Origin of the sequence: Klebsiella sp. CB_Kp196 (genome assembly GCF_040061575.1) — a bacterium.
Taxonomy (GTDB): Bacteria; Pseudomonadota; Gammaproteobacteria; order Enterobacterales; family Enterobacteriaceae; genus Klebsiella; species Klebsiella michiganensis.
Window position 1 is genome coordinate 1 of the sequence record NZ_JBEAFH010000082.1, and the last position, 19807, is coordinate 19807.

At 56.7% G+C, this 19807-nt stretch carries 16 protein-coding genes and 1 other annotated feature; of the genes, 5 read left to right on the forward strand and 11 right to left on the reverse strand.

Going from position 1 to position 19807, the window contains the following annotated elements:
• Positions 1-121: 121 nt before the first annotated feature.
• Positions 122-1774 (reverse strand): bifunctional UDP-sugar hydrolase/5'-nucleotidase UshA, encoded by a 1653-nt coding sequence (gene ushA / locus ABLU87_RS28040; protein ID WP_122117983.1) that lies wholly within the window; start codon positions 1772-1774, stop codon positions 122-124.
• Between the two features lie 163 nt (positions 1775-1937).
• Here ushA and ABLU87_RS28045 point away from each other — a divergent pair, with 163 nt between their 5' ends.
• Together ABLU87_RS28045 and ybaL are read left to right on the forward strand one after the other, a co-directional pair.
• The gene (locus ABLU87_RS28045; RefSeq protein ID WP_004848370.1) at positions 1938-3158 is read left to right on the forward strand and encodes an MFS transporter; all 1221 of its coding nucleotides are present in this window, start codon (positions 1938-1940) and stop codon (positions 3156-3158) included.
• A gap of 357 nt (positions 3159-3515) precedes the next feature.
• Positions 3516-5192, forward strand: coding sequence for a YbaL family putative K(+) efflux transporter (ybaL, locus tag ABLU87_RS28050; protein WP_122117829.1), 1677 nt, complete (start codon positions 3516-3518; stop codon positions 5190-5192).
• 43 nt (positions 5193-5235) lie between these two features.
• Here ybaL and ABLU87_RS28055 read toward each other — a convergent pair whose 3' ends face one another.
• The 9 genes from ABLU87_RS28055 to ABLU87_RS28095 all read right to left on the reverse strand — a co-directional run bounded on the left by ABLU87_RS28055 (position 5236) and on the right by ABLU87_RS28095 (position 14586).
• Positions 5236-6540, reverse strand: a complete 1305-nt coding sequence (locus tag ABLU87_RS28055) for an inosine/guanosine kinase (protein ID WP_064377620.1) — start codon at positions 6538-6540, stop codon at positions 5236-5238.
• Positions 6541-6603: 63 nt separating this feature from the next.
• The gene (gene hemH, locus ABLU87_RS28060; protein ID WP_025107141.1) at positions 6604-7566 is read right to left on the reverse strand and encodes a ferrochelatase; all 963 of its coding nucleotides are present in this window, start codon (positions 7564-7566) and stop codon (positions 6604-6606) included.
• Between the two features lie 127 nt (positions 7567-7693).
• The gene (gene adk, locus ABLU87_RS28065; protein ID WP_004848363.1) at positions 7694-8338 is read right to left on the reverse strand and encodes an adenylate kinase; all 645 of its coding nucleotides are present in this window, start codon (positions 8336-8338) and stop codon (positions 7694-7696) included.
• 188 nt (positions 8339-8526) lie between these two features.
• On the reverse strand, positions 8527-10401 hold the full coding sequence (gene htpG / locus ABLU87_RS28070; protein ID WP_009653565.1) for a molecular chaperone HtpG: 1875 nt from the start codon (positions 10399-10401) through the stop codon (positions 8527-8529).
• A 111-nt stretch (positions 10402-10512) separates the two neighbouring features.
• Positions 10513-11118, reverse strand: a complete 606-nt coding sequence (recR, locus tag ABLU87_RS28075) for a recombination mediator RecR (protein WP_004129946.1) — start codon at positions 11116-11118, stop codon at positions 10513-10515.
• Positions 11118-11450, reverse strand: a complete 333-nt coding sequence (locus ABLU87_RS28080; protein ID WP_004099673.1) for a YbaB/EbfC family nucleoid-associated protein — start codon at positions 11448-11450, stop codon at positions 11118-11120. Before ABLU87_RS28080 ends, recR begins: the two co-directional genes overlap by 1 nt.
• Before the next feature lie 57 nt (positions 11451-11507).
• On the reverse strand, positions 11508-13415 hold the full coding sequence (gene dnaX / locus ABLU87_RS28085; RefSeq protein ID WP_196942043.1) for a DNA polymerase III subunit gamma/tau: 1908 nt from the start codon (positions 13413-13415) through the stop codon (positions 11508-11510).
• Positions 12111-12175: a sequence feature (DnaX frameshifting element), on the reverse strand. It overlaps the preceding gene by 65 nt.
• 91 nt (positions 13416-13506) lie before the next feature.
• Complete coding sequence (gene apt, locus ABLU87_RS28090) at positions 13507-14058, reverse strand: adenine phosphoribosyltransferase (RefSeq protein ID WP_004099669.1); 552 nt, start codon at positions 14056-14058, stop codon at positions 13507-13509.
• A gap of 150 nt (positions 14059-14208) precedes the next feature.
• Positions 14209-14586, reverse strand: a complete 378-nt coding sequence (locus ABLU87_RS28095) for a DUF454 family protein (protein WP_004848353.1) — start codon at positions 14584-14586, stop codon at positions 14209-14211.
• Positions 14587-14655: 69 nt separating this feature from the next.
• Between ABLU87_RS28095 and priC the strand changes: the two genes are divergently transcribed.
• The 3 genes from priC (at position 14656) to ABLU87_RS28110 (ending at position 16373) form a co-directional block, all read left to right on the forward strand.
• Positions 14656-15183 carry a primosomal replication protein N'' gene (priC, locus tag ABLU87_RS28100; RefSeq protein WP_025107143.1) on the forward strand — a complete coding sequence of 176 codons (528 nt, stop codon included), beginning with the start codon at positions 14656-14658 and terminating at the stop codon, positions 15181-15183.
• Between the two features lie 14 nt (positions 15184-15197).
• Entirely contained in the window at positions 15198-15371 is a 174-nt protein-coding gene (rsmS, locus tag ABLU87_RS28105) for a pleiotropic regulatory protein RsmS (protein WP_014228211.1), read from the forward strand.
• A gap of 66 nt (positions 15372-15437) precedes the next feature.
• On the forward strand, positions 15438-16373 hold the full coding sequence (locus ABLU87_RS28110) for an Rpn family recombination-promoting nuclease/putative transposase (protein ID WP_032748296.1): 936 nt from the start codon (positions 15438-15440) through the stop codon (positions 16371-16373).
• 35 nt (positions 16374-16408) lie between these two features.
• On the opposite strand, the gene mscK is transcribed toward ABLU87_RS28110, so the two are convergent.
• Positions 16409-19750: a mechanosensitive channel MscK gene (mscK, locus tag ABLU87_RS28115; protein ID WP_014228209.1), complete on the reverse strand. Its 3342-nt coding sequence runs from the start codon at positions 19748-19750 to the stop codon at positions 16409-16411.
• Between the last annotated feature and the right edge of the window lie 57 nt (positions 19751-19807).

Consider the following 19807-nt stretch of genomic DNA (forward strand, 5'->3'; position numbering starts at 1 on the left):
GAGCCGGAGAAAGTATCGGCAACTAAAAATGGTTGCAGGCGTTCACAGTATCTACAAAATCCAAAACCGCTCAGACCTGTCGCCCCGGTAAGCGCAGCGCCACCGGGGCGCTGCTCTGACGTTACTGCCAGCTTACCTCGCCTTTCGGTTCATAAGCTGCCGCGTCCAGCGGTGAGTTTTTCTGGATATACTCTTTCAGCACCTCCGCGTCGATGAAGCCGGTATTCACATAGCCGGGCCTGGTATCAATATGCGGGTAGCCATCGCCGCCGGTGGCGTTAAAGCTCAGGGTCGCCATACGGTAGGTCTTCGCCGGATCGACCGGTTCGCCTTTGATATTCAAATTATTAAGCTTACCGTCTTTGGCCACAAAACCGACGTTGGCAAACTGCGGATAGGCGCCAGAATCGGGCTTCATCTGCGCCACGGCGGTCAGATACTCCGTCACTTCCTTACCGCTCATATCGACATACACCAGCACGTTGCCGAAAGGCTGTACCTTCATCACGTCTTTATAGGTGATATCGCCCGCTTCAATCGAATCACGCACGCCGCCGCCGCTCATCACCGCGAAATCGGCATTGCTGCGCGCCATTTGCGCCGCCAGCAGCAGACGTCCCATATTGGTTTGCACAAAACGCACTTTGCTGCGATCGCCCTCAAGGTGCGCGTTTACGCTACCGATTTTGACCTGCAGCTGCGCTTTGCCCTTATTCTGGAACGGCGTCAGCAGGGAGAGCATCTGCGGATTTTCGGCAATTTGCGGCGTATAGAGCACGCGCTCGCTCTCGCCGTTGTCGTAAGTGACCTTTTTCTTCAGGTTGACGGGGATCAGCTGATAGTGCACCAGCTTCATTTCGCCGTTGCGGAATTCGAAGTCGGCGCGGCCCACATATTTGCCCCACTCATGGGCCTGGACGATCCAGATACCGTTCTGCTTGTCCGGCGCGCACGGGCTGCCCGGAACGTAATCCACCTGTTTTTTATTCTCAGATGCCATGCATACCGGGTCCTGCGAGTGGCCGCCGACGATCATCGCCAGCGAACCTGCCGGCAGGCTGCGCGCCATCTCGACGTCGCCCGGCGCATTCGAGCCGTGGGCGCCGTTGTCATAATGGCCCATGTGGGTGGTGGCCAGAATGACGTCCGGTTTTTCATTCTGCTGCAGCTCCTGGATAACGAGTTTGGCCTCTTCCGCCGGTTTGCGGAACTCGATATCCGTAAAGAACTCAGGGTTACCAATTTTGGCCGTATCGTCGGTCGTCAGGCCGATAACCGCAATATTCAGCCCGCCGCGTTTGAACAGCGCCCACGGCTTAAACAGACGCTCGCCGGTGCTTTTCTGGTAAATATTGGCGGAGAGGAACGGGAACTTCGCCCATTTTTCCTGCTGACGCAGTACGCTAAGGGGATTATCAAACTCGTGATTGCCTACCGCCATCGCATCATAGCCAATCAGGTTCATCCCGCGAAAATCGGGTTCCGCGTCCTGTAAGTCGGATTCCGGCACGCCGGTGTTGATATCGCCGCCGGATAACAGCAGCACGCTGCCGCCCTCTGCCGCCACCTCTTTGCGAATGCCGTCCACCAGCGTTTTTTGTGCCGACAGCCCGTATTCGCCGTAGTCGCTGCGCCAGAAGTGGCCATGATGATCGTTAGTATGCAGGATGGTAATTTTATAGGTTTTATCCTGCTCATAGGCCTGCGCAGACAGGCTCCCCAGCGATAACGCCGTGAATAGCGCCAGCGCAACGCCTTGCTTCATAAAGTGCATATTTCTCTCCCTGACGAAATGACAAGTGCCGAAAGTATAGCGAGTTAGCCGATTAGACAAATATGTTTTCAGAATTGCGACTTCCTTCAAACCTTAGGGGCAGGTATGTTAGGCAGATAATAATTCCACCTGCATCCTCTATAAAAAATACTTAAGCGAACCTATGGCAATGAATCAGACCGCACAACCCTTATCCGGCCCTGCTGCTGCGCCGCAAAAAGCACGCACCTCGTTTCGCATTCTCGGCGCTATCAGCCTCTCGCATTTGCTAAACGATATGATCCAATCGCTTATTCTGGCTATCTACCCGCTGCTGCAGGCCGAGTTTTCGCTGACCTTTGTGCAGATAGGGATGATTACCCTAACCTTCCAGCTGGCCTCATCGCTGCTGCAGCCGGTCGTCGGCTATCTGACCGACAAACACCCGATGCCGTGGTCGCTACCGATAGGCATGTGCTTTACCTTAAGCGGTCTGGTGCTGCTGGCGATTTCCGGGAGCTTCGGGATGGTTCTGCTGGCTGCCGCGCTGGTCGGTACCGGCTCTTCGGTCTTTCACCCGGAGTCTTCACGCGTGGCGCGAATGGCCTCCGGCGGTCGCCATGGCCTGGCGCAGTCGATATTCCAGGTCGGCGGCAACTTTGGCAGTTCGTTAGGCCCGCTGCTTGCGGCCCTGATTATCGCGCCCTACGGCAAAGGTAACGTTGGCTGGTTTGTCCTGGCGGCGCTGCTGGCGATCGTCGTGCTGGCGCAGATCAGCCGCTGGTATGCCGCTCAGCACCGTATGAACAAAGGTAAACCCAAAGCGGTCATTGTCAATCCATTGCCGAAAAACAAAGTCATTCTGGCGGTTAGCATTCTTTTGCTGCTGATTTTCTCAAAATACTTCTATATGGCGAGCATCAGCAGCTATTACACCTTTTATCTGATGCAAAAGTTTGGATTATCGGTGCAAAACGCGCAGTTTCATCTGTTTGCTTTCCTTTTTGCCGTCGCGGCGGGAACGGTGATTGGCGGGCCTGTAGGCGATAAGATTGGGCGCAAATATGTTATTTGGGGCTCTATCCTTGGCGTAGCGCCGTTTACTCTTGTTTTACCCTACGCATCGCTGGAATGGACCGGCATTTTAACGGTGATAATTGGTTTTATCCTCGCGTCGGCTTTTTCCGCCATTCTGGTCTACGCTCAGGAGCTGTTGCCGGGGCGGATCGGCATGGTTTCTGGTTTGTTCTTCGGATTTGCTTTTGGCATGGGTGGCCTTGGCGCCGCGGTGCTGGGGCTATTAGCTGACCATACCAGTATCGAGCTGGTCTATAAAATCTGCGCTTTCTTGCCACTGATTGGCATCTTGACGATATTTCTGCCTAACAACCACCAAAAGTCCTGATTCTTCGGCAGCCAAAGTGTAACTTTGGCTGCCTCAATCCCTTACTCCACCAGCATTACCCCGCATAAGCTGCTGCCATTTTGCGGTCCGTGCTTTTTTGCATGCCAATTCCATCTTTCTGCAAAATTCAACGATTATTCATAAACAAAACCACTGAAATTGTCATAAACTATTATTCGGTTTTTTGGTTTTATACCCTAAATAATTCAAGTTGCAGGAAGGCGGCGACGCAGGGAATCCCCTGGAGCTTACTGAAGTAAGTGACTGGGGTGAGCGAGGAAAGCCAACGCCCATGCAAATTGAAGTATGACGGGTATATGCCGAAAATGGATCAGCTCACCACTGCAAGGAGACGGAATGCACCACGCAACACCGCTAATCACCACCATTGTCGGCGGCCTTGTGCTCGCCTTTATTCTCGGCATGATTGCCAATAAGCTACGTATTTCTCCTCTGGTGGGATATTTATTAGCGGGCGTGCTGGCCGGACCTTTTACCCCTGGTTTCGTTGCTGATACCAAGCTGGCGCCGGAGCTGGCAGAGCTTGGCGTGATCCTGCTGATGTTCGGCGTGGGTCTGCATTTCTCCTTAAAAGATTTGATGGCGGTCAAGGCCATCGCTATTCCGGGGGCTATCGCCCAGATCGCCGTGGCGACGCTGTTGGGTATGGCGCTCTCTGCCATGCTGGGCTGGTCGTTAATGACCGGGATCGTTTTTGGTCTGTGTCTTTCTACCGCCAGTACCGTGGTGCTGCTGCGCGCGCTGGAAGAACGACAGCTTATTGATAGCCAGCGGGGGCAAATCGCTATCGGCTGGCTGATTGTGGAAGATCTGGTGATGGTGCTGACGCTGGTGCTGCTGCCGGCGGTCGCCAGCATGACCGAGAAAGGTGACGTTGGCCTGGCTACCCTGGCCCTCGATATGGGCATTACCATCGGTAAAGTCGTTGCCTTTATCGCCATAATGATGCTGGTAGGCCGCCGCCTGGTGCCGTGGATTATGTCACGCAGCGCGGCAACCGGCTCGCGCGAGCTGTTTACGCTGTCGGTGCTGGCGTTAGCGCTCGGCATCGCCTTCGGCGCCGTTGAGCTGTTTGACGTCTCCTTCGCCCTCGGCGCCTTTTTCGCCGGTATGGTGCTCAATGAATCCGAGCTCAGCCATCGCGCGGCCCACGATACGCTGCCACTGCGCGACGCCTTCGCCGTACTGTTCTTTGTTTCCGTGGGAATGCTGTTTGACCCGATGATCCTGCTCGATCAGCCGCTGGCGGTGCTGGCGACGCTGGTCATCATTATTTTCGGTAAATCGGCTGCCGCTTTCTTCCTGGTACGAATGTTCGGCCACTCGCCGCGCACCGCGCTGACCATTGCCGCCAGCCTGGCGCAAATCGGTGAATTTGCTTTTATTCTCGCCGGGCTAGGAATGGCGCTGGATGTGCTGCCTCAGGCCGGGCAAAACCTGGTGCTTGCCGGCGCCATTATCTCCATCATGCTCAACCCGGTCCTGTTTACCCTGCTGGAAAAATATCTCGATAAAACGGAGACGCTGGACGAACAGACGCTGGAAGAAGTGCTTGAAGATGAGAAACAGATCCCCGTCGATATCTGTAACCACGCGCTGCTGGTCGGTTTCGGTCGCGTCGGGAGCCTGCTCGGTGAAAAACTGATGGCGCAGGGCGTGCCGCTGGTGGTTATCGAAACCTCGCGTACCCGCGTTGACGAACTGCGCGCACGCGGTATTCGCGCGGTATTAGGCAACGCCGCCAATGAAGAGATTATGAATCTGGCGCATCTTGACTGCGCCCGCTGGCTGCTGCTGACCATCCCTAACGGCTATGAAGCCGGGGAAATCGTGGCTTCCGCGCGCGAGAAGTGCCCGAATATCGAGATCATCGCGCGCGCCCACTACGACGATGAAGTGGAGTATATCGTTGAACGCGGCGCCAACCAGGTGGTGATGGGCGAGCGGGAAATCGCCCGCGCCATGCTGCAGCTGCTCGAAACGCCGCCAGCAGGCGAGCTTATTACCGGTTAATGCTTCCGGCCCCGACTTCTCGGGGCCGGCTTTACTTACCGGCTTAGCGATCCCAGTAAGCCTCTTCCAGGCTATCTTCACGCTCCGGCAGGCCGCGGGTCAGACGCGGCGAGTGCTGGTTCAGCACCTGATAGCTCACGCGGTTAGCGTATTTACACACCTGCGCCAGCGAGGAATAGGTCAGCCACTTGCACTTGTGCTTGCTGGAGTTCGGCACGTTGTTGCGATGATAGTTATTGGCGGTGATATCGTGCAGCAGCGCCGCCAGCGCGCCGTCGCCCGCGCCGTTGGTATTCATGATCTTCTCCGGCCCGCCCATATAGGGTGCGATATGCGAATAAATACGCAGCGGATTTTCGCAATCCTGATGGCGCATCGCGCGGCTGAATTCATACTGGTTAAACTCGGCAATCGCGCCCGGCAGCAGCGGATGCTGCGTTTTGCGCTTAGCCTCATCCTCGGTAAAACTGGCCATATACAGCCCGGCAGGCCCGGCGGTGCACAGTACCAGGTCAACCCACTCCAGCGCCTTGTCGGAAGCCAGCAGCGGATCGGATAATCCGGTCAGCGCTTCCGCCTCCTCTTCGTTCATCGCCAGAATAGAGACATGCTCCTTGAGGAACGCCTGCCACCACGCCGGATTATCGGCGATAACGTATTTGGTCCCCAGAGTCAGGACCACCGGTACATCGTGCTTTTTCGCATATGCGATGGCCTGCATCGTCGCGTCCGGCATCGGCTCGCCCGGCTTGCAGCGCACGAGATAGGAGGTCAGCACCAGCGCGGAGGCGCCGGCGATGACGCTCTCCGGAATGCTTTCCGGACGGAGCTTGTTCATATGCCCGGGGCTGATCGCAAAGGTGCGCTCGCCGGAGTCGCTAATCAGCGTAAAGCAGCGCCCAATCGCCCCATCCACCCCCTGCAGGTAGTTCAGATCGGTACGGCTGGAGGTGTTGCACAGGTAGCGGTAGGCGTAGCCGCCGATTTCAATATTGCTGCACATGACGCCAAGCAGAACCGAACGGTCATCCGCCAGCACCGAGTAGTTGTGCATGGTGTTACCGATGGTGCCGCCGGCAAACTGGTGGGTAATCAGGTCATTGCGAACCAGTTCCTGATACAGCGCTTCGGCGACATCGTCTTCAATCACCAGCGAATGCCCGGCGCTCAGGCCGTAGCGTACGATAAACGCATCATCCACTTTCGCTTCGATATCGACCAGGGTTTGATCGATGCCGACCACCCAGGCGACGTTAGACTCATTGTCCGGCTGAATTTGCTGCAGCAGCGGATCGCGAGCGTTGACGGGAAAATAGTGTTTGGATTTGCGTTTACCGGGAAATTTCATAGTGGCGATTTATTGACAGTGAACAAGCGGGGAATAGTAGCATACTCCCCGCCGCACGCGCGATCAGCGATATTTCGCCGTCAGGTTGACCATCATTTCAATATGCGCGGTGTCCGCATTAAGCGCCGGAATGTACTCATATTGCTGGCCGCCGGCTTCGAGGAAGATTTCCCGGTTCTGCACCGCGATCTCCTCCAGCGTCTCCAGGCAATCGGCGGAAAAGCCGGGGCAGATAACCTGAATATGCTTCACCCCTTTCTCACCGAGCATTTTCAGCGTTTCGTCGGTGTAGGGCGTCAGCCAGGGCTCACGACCAAAGCGCGACTGGAACGTCATCATCACCCGGTCAGGCGGCAGCCCCAGGGCTGAAACCAGCTCACGGGTGGTATCGCGGCAGCGCTGAGGATAGGTATCCCCTTGCTGGGCGTACCGCTGAGGGATGCCATGATAGGAGAGCAGCAGTAAATCTGGCTCACCGTTCACCGCAAAGGACGCGCGCACGCTGGCGGCCAGCGCGTGAATATAGTCCACGTCATCGGCGTAGTCGCGAATAAAAGAGATGCCGGGGATGGCGCGCTTTTTGGCAAGGATACGCCCTAGTTCATCCCAGACCGCCGCCACGGTGGAGCAGGAGTACTGCGGATAGAGCGGTAGCACCACGATGTGATCCACGCCCTGCTCCAGCAGTTCATCAACCGCGCTCTCCAGCGACGGCGAACCGTAGCTCATCCCCAGCGCCACCGGCGTATCCGGAAGCCGCGCGGCCAGCGCCTGCCGCTGCTGCTGGCTATAGACCATCAGCGGCGAGCCGTCTTCCATCCAGATGGACTGATAGAGCTTAGCGACCCGGGGCGCTCGCAGGGGCAGTATCACGCCGCGCAGCAGCGGCCACCACAGTAGACGGGAGGTATCCACCACGCGCCGATCGCTAAGAAACTGTCGTAGATAGCGCTTTACCGCGTCGGGCGTGGGCGCATCGGGAGTGCCTAAATTGGCTAATAAGATACCTGTTTTCGTCTGATGCATTACCGCCTCTTAACCATTTGAATCGCTGACAATTGTAGCTGAAATGGCGCTAAACGGAACCAATCATAGAAAAAGGTAAAATGAGAGGAGTTCTCACCCCGCCGCGGCGGGGTGAGAACTAACGGAATTAACCGAGGATTTTTTCCAGTTCAACGCGAACGTCGGCCACCGCTTTGGTGCCATCGACTTTCGCGTACTGGGTATTGCCCGCTTCGGCTTCTTTCTGATAGTAGCCGATCAGCGGAGCCGTCATCTGATGATACTCAACCAGACGCTTACGCACGGTCTCCTCCTGGTCGTCTTTACGGGTGGTCAGCTCTTCGCCGGTCACGTCGTCTTTGCCTTCAACTTTCGGCGGATTAAATTTGATGTGGTAAACGCGGCCGGAAGCTGCGTGAACGCGACGCCCGATGATGCGGTCAACGATCAGTTCGTCAGGAACATCGAATTCCAGCACGTAATCCACGGTGATACCCGCTTCTTTCATGGCGTCAGCCTGCGGAATGGTGCGCGGGAAGCCGTCCAGCAGAAAACCGTTGCGGCAATCTTCCTGAGTAATACGCTCTTTGACCAGGGCGATAACCAGTTCGTCGGTGACCAGCTTACCGGCGTCCATAATATCTTTCGCCTGTTTGCCCAGCTCGGAGCCTGACTTCACCGCGGCACGCAGCATGTCGCCGGTGGAGATTTGCGGAATACCGTATTTCTCCATGATGAACTGAGCCTGAGTTCCTTTACCCGCGCCCGGAGCGCCAAGCAGAATAATACGCATTACGAAAATCCCCTCAAAAGTTGATTCAATTTTTCAAAAAACGCTAAACCATACCACCAGAACGCGGATGGCTCAAGGAAGGCGGGGCGGCTGAAACGGTTAATGGTGAGATATTTTACGTAGAGTGCGGTTTGATGCCCTCACCCCGGCCCTCTCCCAGCGGGAGAGGGGTAGAGTGAGGGTAAAGATTACGACGCCAGCAGCTGGTTCATGCGGCGGATAAACTGGTTCGGATCTTCCAGCGTACCGCGCTCGGCCAGCAGCGCCTGATCGAGCAGCAGCTCAACCCACTCGCCGAACTGCGCATCATCCTGGGTATCCGCCGCGCGTTTTACCAGCGGATGCAGCGGGTTCAGTTCAAAGATGTACTTCACTTCCGGCGCGGCCTGGCCCGCAGCGGCAAACAGTTTTGCCATCTGGGTGCTCATTTCATCCGCGTCGGTGGTGACGATGGCCGGCGTATCGGTCAGACGATGGGTCAGACGAACCTCTTTCACCCGGTCGCCAAGCAGCGTTTTGGCACGCTCAACGAACGGCTCCAGCGCCTTCTCGGCTTCTTTAGTGGTTTCATCCACTTCGTCCGTCAGCTTATCCAGCGACTCATCGGCTTTCGCCACCGACTGGAACGGCTTACCGTCGAACTCGGTCAGATAGCTCATCATCCACTCGTCGATGCGATCGGAAAGCAGCAGCACTTCAATGCCTTTCTTACGCAGCAGTTCCAGATGCGGGCTGCTTTTCGCGGCGGCGTAGCTGTCGGCGGTAATGTAGTAAATCTTCTCCTGCCCTTCTTTCATGCGGGAGACGTACTCTTCCAGCGACACGGTCTGCGCGGCGGAGTCGGTATGGGTGCTGGCGAAACGCAGCAGTTTGGCGATGGCCTGCTGGTTGGCCTGATCTTCCGCCGGCCCCTCTTTCAGCACGAGGCCAAACTGCTGCCAGAAGGTCTGATATTTTTCCGCGTCGTCTTTCGCCAGTTTTTCCAGCATCTGCAGGGCGCGTTTGCTCAGCGCGGTACGCAGATTGCGAGTGACGCTGCTGTCCTGAAGGATTTCACGCGACACGTTCAGCGGCAGATCGTTAGAGTCGACCAGGCCGCGGACGAAACGCAGGTAGTTCGGCATAAACTGCTCGGCGTCATCCATGATGAAGACGCGCTGCACGTACAGCTTCAGGCCGTGTTTATGATCGCGATTCCACATATCCCACGGCGCCTGCGACGGGATATACAGCAGGCTGGTGTACTCCTGCTTACCTTCAACGCGGTTGTGGCTCCAGGTCAGCGGATCGCTGTAATCGTGGGCAATGTGCTTATAAAACTCGTTGTACTCGTCGTCTTTGATTTCCGACTTATTGCGCGTCCACAGCGCCTGGGCTTTGTTAATTTTCTCCCAGCTAATGACGGTTTCGCCGTCAACGTCTTCGCGTTTTTCAATTTCCACCGGCAGCGCGATGTGATCGGAGTATTTGCTGATGATCGAACGCACGCGCCAGTCGTTGAGGAAATCGTCCTCGCCTTCGCGCAGGTGCAGCGTGATCTCGGTACCGCGATCGGCTTTGTTAATGTCGGCAACGGTATATTCGCCTTCGCCAGCGGATTCCCAGAAGACGCCGTTTTCGGCGCTGTCGCCCGCCGCGCGGGTACGGACGGTAACTTTATCGGCAACAATAAACGCCGAATAGAAGCCCACGCCGAACTGGCCAATCAGCTGGCTGTCTTTCGCCTGGTCAGAGCCCATGGACTCAAGGAACGCTTTGGTGCCGGACTTGGCGATGGTGCCGAGATGGTCGATGACCTCATCGCGATTCATACCAATGCCGTTATCGGCGATGGTCAGGGTGCGGTTGTCTTTATCAAATGAAACACGCACGCGCAGCTCGCCGTCGCCTTCGTACAGATCCGGCTGGGACAGCGCGCGGAAGCGCAGCTTGTCGGCCGCATCGGAGGCGTTGGAAATCAGCTCACGCAGGAAAATTTCTTTATTGGAATAAAGAGAATGGATCATCAGGTGCAGAAGCTGCTTGACCTCTGACTGAAAACCACGAGTTTCTTGTCCTTTCATCTAAATCAACCTCAACAATGCCATTGTTAATGGTAAAAAAACCGTTGAGGGTGAGATGGGGACAGAAGGAGAAGTTTTCAAGCGGAGGCCCCGAAAAGCGCCTCCGTTTGATTAAAAACGAATCTTATGCCGCCCGGCTAGCGAGTGGGATAGCGTCGTGCCGTCAACCATCTCCAGCTCGCCGCCGACCGGTACGCCATGGGCGATACGACTCGCGTCTACGCCATACTGCGCGCAGAGCTCGGCGATATAATTGGCCGTCGCCTCCCCTTCTACCGTTGGGTTGGTCGCGAGGATCACTTCCTGCATCGATTCGTCACGCAGACGCTGTTCCAGACGATCGAGCCCAATGTCATCCGGCCCGATACCGTCAAGCGGCGACAGGTGGCCCATCAGCACAAAGTAGCGACCGGAAAACTGCCCGGTCTGCTCGATAGCGTAGATATCCGCTGGGCTCTCTACCACGCAGATCTGGCCGTTTTCCTTGCGCCGAGGGTTGCTGCAAATATTGCACACCTCCTGCTCGGTGAAGGTACGGCAATCGGCGCAGTGGCCGATTTCCGACATCGCGCGCGTTAGCGCCTGCGCCAGGCGCATTCCGCCGCTGCGGTCGCGCTGCAGCAGGGTAAACGCCATGCGCTGCGCCGACTTCGGGCCGACGCCCGGCAGGCAGCGCAGTGCTTCCATAAGCTGCGTTAACAGCGGACTGGTCTGCATCAGAACGGCATCTTAAAGCCTGGCGGCAACTGCATACCGGCGGACACGGACGCCATTTTTTCTTTCTGCGTCTCTTCGATGCGGCGGGCGGCGTCGTTAAACGCGGCAGCCACCAGATCTTCCAGCATCTCTTTGTCGTCTTCCAGCAGGCTCGGGTCGATCTCAACGCGACGGCAGTTGTGCGCGCCGTTGATGGTGACTTTTACCAGGCCTGCGCCGGATTCACCGGTCACTTCCAGCCGGGCCACTTCTTCCTGCATCTGCTGCATTTTTTCTTGCATCTGCTGGGCCTGCTTCATCAGGTTACCCAGACCGCCTTTTCCACCAAACATAGGCTTCTCTCTCAGTAAGTCATCGTTAAGGATGCTGACCGCAAGTCAGACTTGCAATCAAATGGGGCGAATACTCTCTTCATCCAGGTCCGCATCGAAGAATCGACGCAGCGTCTGAATGTTATTATCCGCAATAATCGCTTCACGCGCCTGCGCGAGCTTTTCTTCATAAATTGCCTGCCGCCACTCAAGCGGCGTGCGCATCGCGGGATTATCATCTTCCACGATGGTCAATTCAACCGGCGTACCGTACAAAATACCGAGCGCTTCCGCCAGCTTTTGCTGCGCGCCCGCCGAATTCAGGTGACGCTGGCTCGGACGCAGATGCAGGCAGACGCGATTGCCCTCCTGCTCTTTCCAGGCGTTCAGGGCGACCTGCTCCACCAGTTTGGGTACCGCAAGCCGGCTGACTTCCGCCGCCCAGCTATCGCGCTCGACCGCTTCGACTGCCAGCTTTGCCGCCAGTTCCGGCGTTTTTTCATGCTCCAGCGCTTTTTTCAGCGCCTTCGGCGTCGCCACTTCTTCTTTTATGGCTTCAACAACCGTCGTCGATTTCCAGCGATAGGCTTCCTTTTTCGCCGGCGCTTTCTCCAGCGCAGCCGCCGCCGGACGCGCCTGTACGCGTTCGGTAATTGAACTCAGTCGTTCCAGCGCAGCGTTATTCACCGGCCGCGCGCGGGAAGCGGCTGCCGGTTCACTCTTTTTTGGGGTGGGCGCTCCCTGGCTTCGCTGCAGCTGGCTGCGGGCCGCCAGCACCTGGCTGGTGGTCTGCGGCAAATTCGGCGGCGGCGACGGCGGCGCGGATGCCGGGACAGCCTGCTGGGCCGGTGCGGTCTGAATAGCCTGCACCGGCGGCGCCTCCGGTTCCGGCAGCGGCATACGCGGATGGAAAGCCAGCGCACGCAGAAGCGTCATCTCGACGCCCATTCGTCTGTCCGGGGCGTACGGAAGCTCTTTGCGGCCAATCAGTAGCGTTTGATAGTACAGCTGAACATCGGTTGGCGGCACCGTCCGCGCCAGCTCGCGCATGCGCAGCTCAATCGCGGCCATATCCGTTCCCAGCGCCGACGGCGAGAGCTGAACCATCGCAATACGGTGCAGCAGGCTTTGCATCTCCACCAGCAAGGCCTCCCACTCCACGCCGCGGGCGGCAGCCTCATTGACGCCGGCCATGACCCGCTCGCCGTCGGCAGCCACCAGCGCCTCAATCAGCGAAAGCGCCTGATCGTCGTCAAGGGTGCCGAGCATGGTGCTGACGGATTCAGCCGTCAGGCGACCGTCGCCGCTGGCAATGGCCTGATCGGTCAGGCTTAACGCATCGCGCAGGCTACCGTCCGCCGCGCGCGACAGCAGCTGCAGCGCGCGCGGTTCAAAAACGATCTGCTCGGCGCCGAGAATATGCTCCAGCTGATGGCGAATCTGTTCGACGTCCAGCGCCTTAAGATGGAACTGCAGGCAGCGGGAAAGAATAGTCACCGGCAGCTTCTGCGGATCGGTCGTCGCCAGCAGAAATTTAACGTGCGCCGGCGGCTCCTCCAGCGTTTTTAACAACGCGTTGAAGCTGTGGCGCGAAAGCATATGGACTTCATCGATCAGATAGACCTTGAAGCGACCGCGGGCCGGCGCGTACTGGACGTTATCCAGCAGATCGCGGGTATCTTCGACTTTGGTGCGCGAGGCGGCATCGATCTCAATCAGATCGACAAAGCGCCCCTGTTCTATTTCACGGCAGTTATCGCAGACGCCGCACGGCGTGGCGGTAATGCCGGTTTCGCAGTTTAATCCTTTTGCCAACAGGCGCGCGATAGAGGTTTTACCGACTCCGCGGGTACCGGAAAAAAGATATGCGTGGTGAATGCGCCCTAACGACAAGCCGTTCGCCAGTGCGGTCAGCACATGTTCCTGGCCGACGACGTCAGCAAAGGTTTGTGGGCGCCATTTACGGGCTAAGACCTGATAACTCATGGGCTGGCTCTGAAACGCTGGAAGGTGAAATCACGAGGGGTCATGCTATCACAGCCCCGCTCAATCAGCGAGGCTATGTGGCGGGATTTGCTTAGTGGCCCGGGAAAGGGACCAAGCTATAGCAGTTGATTCCCAGTTTTTCCAGGCGCTGCTCGCCGCCCAGATCGAACAGATTAATAATAAAGGCCGCATCGTGCACTTCACCGCCCAGGCGACGAATAAGCTTCACGGTGGCGTCAATGGTGCCGCCGGTTGCCAGCAGATCGTCAACCACCAGGACTTTATCGCCTTCTTTGATCGCATCGACATGGATTTCCAGCTGATCGGTGCCGTACTCAAGCTCGTAGCTTTCTGCGATAGTTTCACGCGGCAGCTTACGCGGCTTGCGTACCGGAACAAAGCCTACGCCCAGCGCCAGCGCAACCGGTGCGCCAAATAAGAAGCCACGCGCCTCGGTGCCCACCACTTTGGTAATCCCCGCGTCTTTATAACGCTCGGCCAGCAGCTCAATGCTGAGCGCGTAGGCCTTCGGGTCTTCCAGCAAGCTGGTGACATCACGGAAAAGGATGCCAGGTTTCGGATAGTCCTGGATGCTTTGGATGCTGTTCTTCAGATATTCAAGCTGCTGTGCTGTTGCGGTCATAAGTGTATGCCTGATTAAAACGGTGTTACTCACGGGCATGCCAAATGGGCCAAAGAAACTTTTGTTTAACCTTTGACCAGGCTTACCCGCGCTCGAAAACGCCAGAATTTACTGGCTGTCAGCGACAATTGCAACCATCATTATTGCGCATCAGTGCTTTTGTTGCTTTGCATCAACCACCGGAATGCGCCACATAAATATCAGCAGACAGGTCAGAATGATCAGCAGCAAGATGCGCACCCAGGTAAGATTAACCAGCCACAGCGAAATGGCAAAGGTCAGCAAAATCATCGCGACCGCCCGCGGCTTCGCGCCCGGCGGCATGGCGCGGTATTTCTGCCAGTGACGCAGGTAGCCGCCAAACCATGAGCGATACAAAAGCCAGTGGTGAAAGCGCGGCGACGAGCGCGCAAAGCACCAGGCGGCAAGCAGGATAAACGGCGTCGTCGGCAGTAGCGGTAAAAACACGCCCAGCGTTCCCAGCGCTACCGCCAGCCAGCCAATGATGATCAAAATAATACGTGGCATAATGCGAATCGTTATCACGAAGATAACGCTAATGTAGCACAGTTGCTTATCAGGGGATGGAGGAGTTATTTGAAAACCGCCCGGCTTTTACATTCACTGGAAAACCAGCTTGCGGAGCTGGCCGCTCAGGTGGCGCCCATGGCCAATCACGCGACCCTCAGCCCGCGCTTCGATCGTCAGCTGTTCCGTACCCGCAGCACGCAGATGCAGGCTTATCTCAATGAGGCCAGAGACGGCTTAACGGCGTTAAAACAGGCGGCCGAACGCCAGCAGCTTGCGCAGGTCGCCTGGCTGGCAGAACGTCTCGTTGCTCAAATCGCCGCGATTAACCGGGAAACGGCGACCTGGTCATTACGCGCCTGGGATAGCGCGTCGCCAACGCTTAGCCGCTGGCAGCGCAGACGTCTACAGCATCAGGAGTATGAACGGCGCCTGCTGGCCATGCGCAACGACCGACAAAGACGACTGGCGCAAGCCATTAGCCTTGATGACCAGCAGCGGCTGGCAAAGGAAGTTGAAGCCTATACCGGGCGCCTGGCCCGCTGTCGCGACGCGCTGGAAAAAATTGAAAACAGACTGGCTCGCTTAACGCGCTAACGGGAGGAAGAAGTATGTCGCTGGAAAATGCCCCTGACGAGGTCAAGCTGGCCGTCGATTTAATTATGCTGCTTGAGGAGAATAAAGTTCCTGCGCAAACCGTGCTAGCTGCGCTGGAAATTATCCGTCGAGACTATGAAAACAAAGTAAAAAGTGCGGAAGAGGCCTCGCAAAACGCACAGGAGTAGTCTGTTGGCGGATCGTTGGGGGTGGCAGAGTTGTCGCCTGCCCCTTACCACAACGGATAGATGCTCATGGAAAGATTCTCACGTACGCCGCACGATGCTATTTTTCGTCAAATGCTGGCCCAGAAAGAGGTCGCTCGCGATTTTTTACAGCTTTATCTTCCCGCGCAGTTTTTAAGTATCTGCGATCTCAATACGCTGCAGCTGGCTTCCGGCAGCTTTATCGAAGAAGACCTGCGATCCAGCTACTCCGACATTCTCTACTCCCTGCAAACGCAGCACGGCGCGGGATATATCTACGCGCTGATTGAACATCAAAGCTCGCCGGATAAGCTGATGGCTTTTCGCCTGATGCGCTATACGCTGGCCGCCATGCAGCGCCACCTGGATGCCGGCCACAATACGCTGCCGCTGGTGGTCCCGATTCTGTTTTATCACGGCACCGTCAGCCCCTGGCCACATACGCTCAACTGGCTCCAGCTTTTTGACCTTCCTGAGCTTGCCGGCGCGCTGTACGGCGGAGATTTTCCGCTGGTGGACCTGACCGTTATGCCAGATAATCATATCCTCCGCCACCAGCGTATGGCGATGCTGGAACTGTTGCAAAAGCATATTCGCCAGCGCGATCTGGCCGAACTGCAACCGATGCTGATTACGCTGCTGGCGCAAGGATATCTGACGGAAAACCAGATCAATACCCTCATCAGCTATATGCTGCAGGCGGGAACCACGGAAAAACCCGGGCCCCTGATTCGCGAGCTGGCGAAGCAGTCGCCCAGGCACAAGGAGCTACTGATGACAATTGCCGAATGGCTGGAAGAGAAAGGCCGTAAAAAAGGTAGAAAAGAAGGCAGACAGGAAGGTTTGCAGGAAGGTTTGCAGGAGGGCCGTAGAGAAATCTCGCGCAGCATTGCCCTGAAAATGCTCGCCTGCGGGCTGGAGCCGAAAATGGTGATGGAACTGACCGGTCTGAGCCAGGAAGAACTCTCCTCGCTCAGCCATTAACATCTGCGGGGCGGATACCCACCGCCCCGTTATGTTTAGCTTATCGCCGGGGAGGCATCGTCGCCCTTATCCCGCTTCACCTCTGTCACTTCATCGCCCTTCTCATTGCGCAGATGCACCTCCAGCTGGTTAAAGGCGATGTCAATATTGTTCTCGCGGCACAAACGATCGATAGCGCGGTTAAGCTCATCCACCGCATAGCTGCGATCGCGAAGTTCACGCACGTACAGGCGCAGTTCATGATCGAGCGTGCTGGCGCCGAAGGTGGTAAAGAAGACCGAGGGCGCGGGCTCTTGCATCACTTTCGGATGCTCATGCGCGGCCTGGAGCAGCACTTCTTTAACCTTATCCAGGTCGGAACCATAGGCCACGCCAAGGCGGATGACCACGCGGGTGACGGTGTCGGAGAGCGACCAGTTGATCAAGCGTTCCGTCACGAAGGCCTTATTCGGGATAATGACCTCTTTACGGTCAAAATCGGTGATCGTCGTGGCGCGAATGCGGATTTTGCTGACGGTACCGGAGAAGGTACCAATGGTCACCGTATCGCCAATACGCACCGGGCGCTCAAAGAGAATAATCAGACCGGAAACAAAGTTACCGAAGATTTCCTGTAAGCCAAACCCTAAACCAACCGACAGGGCGGCCGCCAGCCACTGAAGTTTGTCCCACGAAACGCCCAATGAGCCAAATACCGTCATCGCGCCAATAACAATAATGGCGTAATTAAGGATGGTCGTAATTGCATACGACGCCCCCTGGCGCATATTGAGTCTCGATAGCACCAGCACTTCCAGCAGGCCCGGCAGGTTGCGGATTAACGCCCAGGCGACCATCGACGCGACAATCGCGAACAGCAGGCTGCCCATGGTGACGCTTTTCACGGCGCTGACGCCGGCTTCCGTACCGTTGTAATGCCACAGCGTAATACTGTCGAGATAGGCGAACACGGTGATCAGATCGGACCAAATCGCCCAGAACAGCACGGCAAACAGCGCAATCATCACCAGCATCGTAATACGCAGCGTTTGCTGGTTAACCTGCTCCAGGGCAATCGTCGGCTCTTCCTGGGGTTCGGCCCCTTCAGCGCCCTCTTTAACCAAATGCTGACGACGCGCCAGCGCACGGCGCCAGGCAATACGCCGGGCGGCCACGCTCAGGCCGCGCAGAACGGTCTGGTACAGCAGGTTCCACAGCATCACCAGGTAAACGGTTTCAATCCAGCGGCCGGCCAGACGCAGCGTCGTGTAGAAGTAGCCGGTTGCCGTCAGCACCATCAGGGCGATGGGCACAATCGATAGCACGGTGACGGTGATAAGGCGCAGGCTGTGGGACTCTTTATCACGCCAGCTCTCGCGGCACATCGGCAAAACAAGCACCGCAATCAGCAGCAGGTTGAGGAAAATAACAAACTGCCCGAGCACGTCATCCATCAGGTGCAGCGGCGACAGCTCCGACATCACCGACCAGAAATTGAGCGGCAGCAGCGCAAGGCTGACGCGGACAATCTGCCGCCGCCAGTGGCTGGTCAACTGCGACGGCATATTAAAGTGGCGCACCGCCACGCCGTCTTTCTCCAGCACCTTCCAGCACAGGCCAAACACCAGCCAGAACAGCGCCAGCTTCTTACTATAGGCCCACAGCAAATCGCTGATATTCAGCTGCATGGTCAGCAGAATCAGGCCAATGGCCAGAATCACCAGCACCACAGGCAGCGCGCGGATCAGATCGATAAGAATCGCTTTCGGCGTATGAAGCTGAGTGTCATTGCGCAGTTGCCCCACCTGTGAAGCCAGCTTCGCCTGATACGCTTTCAGCCAGTTAAGGCGCCAGCGAATCAGACCGGCAATCAGCAGCAACGGCAGGCCGGCAAGGAAAGCGATAAATACCGCAGGCCAGGCTTTTTCCCAGTTTACGGTGATTTTCATCGCCTTAAACTGCCCTTTCAGCGCTTCCGGGAAGGCTTTAACCCACTCCCAGTCCATCGGACGGTTACTGTTTACCCAAAAAATCTGCTGCGTCAGAATGGCTTTCAGGTTGGTCGACACGCTCATTAACTGCTGCTGATTGATCTGCAGGTTAATGGCCATCATCAGCTGGTTACCCAGCTGTTTGTTGAACTGATCGAGCAGCTCCCGGCGCATATCAACGATTTCGAGAAGCGCGCTATGCACTTCGGCATTGACATCGCTGCTGTGCCCTTCCTCCAGCTTCGCGACGTACGCATCGCTCTGGAACAACGCATCGCGCTGCTGGTTAACCTCAAACTGTTCGAGGCGCAGGTCGGCGATGCGGTTCGTCATATCGCTCAACTCCTCCGCAGAGGGCAGCGTTTGCTGCTGCTGATAAAGGATACGCGACAGCAGCAGGCTGCCTTTCAGCACGGAAATCTGCTCTTTTATGTCACGCTCGGATTGCAAAGCGCGATCGAGCCAGGTCTTCACTTTGATGTTGCGCTGAACCAGCTGATTACCATTTTCCGTCGCCGAAATCAGTCTTTCGCTAAGCTGGTGGTTAATCTCCAGCTCCTGCTTCACCAGCGGGTTTGCCTGAATACGCGCCGTTTCGTCCGGGGAAACCGCTTCCTGAGCCGTCTTTTCCGTCAGCGTCAGGCGCTTGCTATTCACCGCTTCCTGCAATAACTGAAGCTGGTGTTCAAGACGGTTGCTGTAGGCGGTGATGTAATCACGCTGCTTTTGCAGGGTATCCTGCAGGACCGTGTTACCTTCCAGGCTTTTGCGCTGCTGGTCTATCTGCGCATTCAGCAGAGCCTGCTGAGCCAGCAGCAAACTCTGCTGGGTAGGACGCAGCGTCTCCTCGCCCGTCGAGGTGCCATTCAGGCGGTTACGGATCTGCTGCAGCTGCTGCGAAGCGGAGTACATCGCATTCTGCACACGTTCCGGCTGGGTTTGTAGGGAGACTAACTGGCTGTTATAGGTTGCCAGATCGTTCTGCGCGTTTTGCAAATCGTCCAGCGTCTGAGAGACGCGTGATTCCAGCTGACGTAGCGATAACGTGCTCAACGTTTTACGCGTCGCCTCATCATCGGGAACATCGCTTAGCGCGTTGAGGCTATCGATAGCCTGATTCATTTTCGCTGGCGCCTGAGCCACCTGCTGACGCAGCTGCGTCGTTTCCGACTTAATGCGTTCGATTTTATCGAGGGTTTCCAGGGTCTGGGTCAGGTCCTGCTGAACCAGCTTGTCCTGCGGAGTCAGCTCTTTTTGCTTATTCAGCGTCGTGAGCTGGCTTTGCACCTCGGAACGTTCGGGTAAGTCAGCCGCCAGCGCCGTGTTAACGCTAATACAGCCGATAAAAAACATCAGGGTAAGAACAAAAGCGGATATGGCGTTTCGCCAACGGATAGTATGCAGCATAGTGTTAACATGAGTGATTGCAAAAGCCGGAGAATACCGGGGATCGTCGCAGCGCGA

Bases quoted from the DNA above. Each gene is read 5' to 3' on its own strand.
- ushA (WP_122117983.1), bottom strand. From the start codon at position 1,774: ATGCACTTTATGAAGCAAGGCGTTGCGCTGGCGCTATTCACGGCGTTA.
- ABLU87_RS28045 (WP_004848370.1), top strand. From the start codon at position 1,938: ATGGCAATGAATCAGACCGCACAACCCTTATCCGGCCCTGCTGCTGCG.
- ybaL (WP_122117829.1), top strand. From the start codon at position 3,516: ATGCACCACGCAACACCGCTAATCACCACCATTGTCGGCGGCCTTGTG.
- ABLU87_RS28055 (WP_064377620.1), bottom strand. From the start codon at position 6,540: ATGAAATTTCCCGGTAAACGCAAATCCAAACACTATTTTCCCGTCAAC.
- hemH (WP_025107141.1), bottom strand. From the start codon at position 7,566: ATGCATCAGACGAAAACAGGTATCTTATTAGCCAATTTAGGCACTCCC.
- adk (WP_004848363.1), bottom strand. From the start codon at position 8,338: ATGCGTATTATTCTGCTTGGCGCTCCGGGCGCGGGTAAAGGAACTCAG.
- htpG (WP_009653565.1), bottom strand. From the start codon at position 10,401: ATGAAAGGACAAGAAACTCGTGGTTTTCAGTCAGAGGTCAAGCAGCTT.
- recR (WP_004129946.1), bottom strand. From the start codon at position 11,118: ATGCAGACCAGTCCGCTGTTAACGCAGCTTATGGAAGCACTGCGCTGC.
- ABLU87_RS28080 (WP_004099673.1), bottom strand. From the start codon at position 11,450: ATGTTTGGTGGAAAAGGCGGTCTGGGTAACCTGATGAAGCAGGCCCAG.
- dnaX (WP_196942043.1), bottom strand. From the start codon at position 13,415: ATGAGTTATCAGGTCTTAGCCCGTAAATGGCGCCCACAAACCTTTGCT.
- apt (WP_004099669.1), bottom strand. From the start codon at position 14,058: ATGACCGCAACAGCACAGCAGCTTGAATATCTGAAGAACAGCATCCAA.
- ABLU87_RS28095 (WP_004848353.1), bottom strand. From the start codon at position 14,586: ATGCCACGTATTATTTTGATCATCATTGGCTGGCTGGCGGTAGCGCTG.
- rsmS (WP_014228211.1), top strand. From the start codon at position 15,198: ATGTCGCTGGAAAATGCCCCTGACGAGGTCAAGCTGGCCGTCGATTTA.
- ABLU87_RS28110 (WP_032748296.1), top strand. From the start codon at position 15,438: ATGGAAAGATTCTCACGTACGCCGCACGATGCTATTTTTCGTCAAATG.
- mscK (WP_014228209.1), bottom strand. From the start codon at position 19,750: ATGCTGCATACTATCCGTTGGCGAAACGCCATATCCGCTTTTGTTCTT.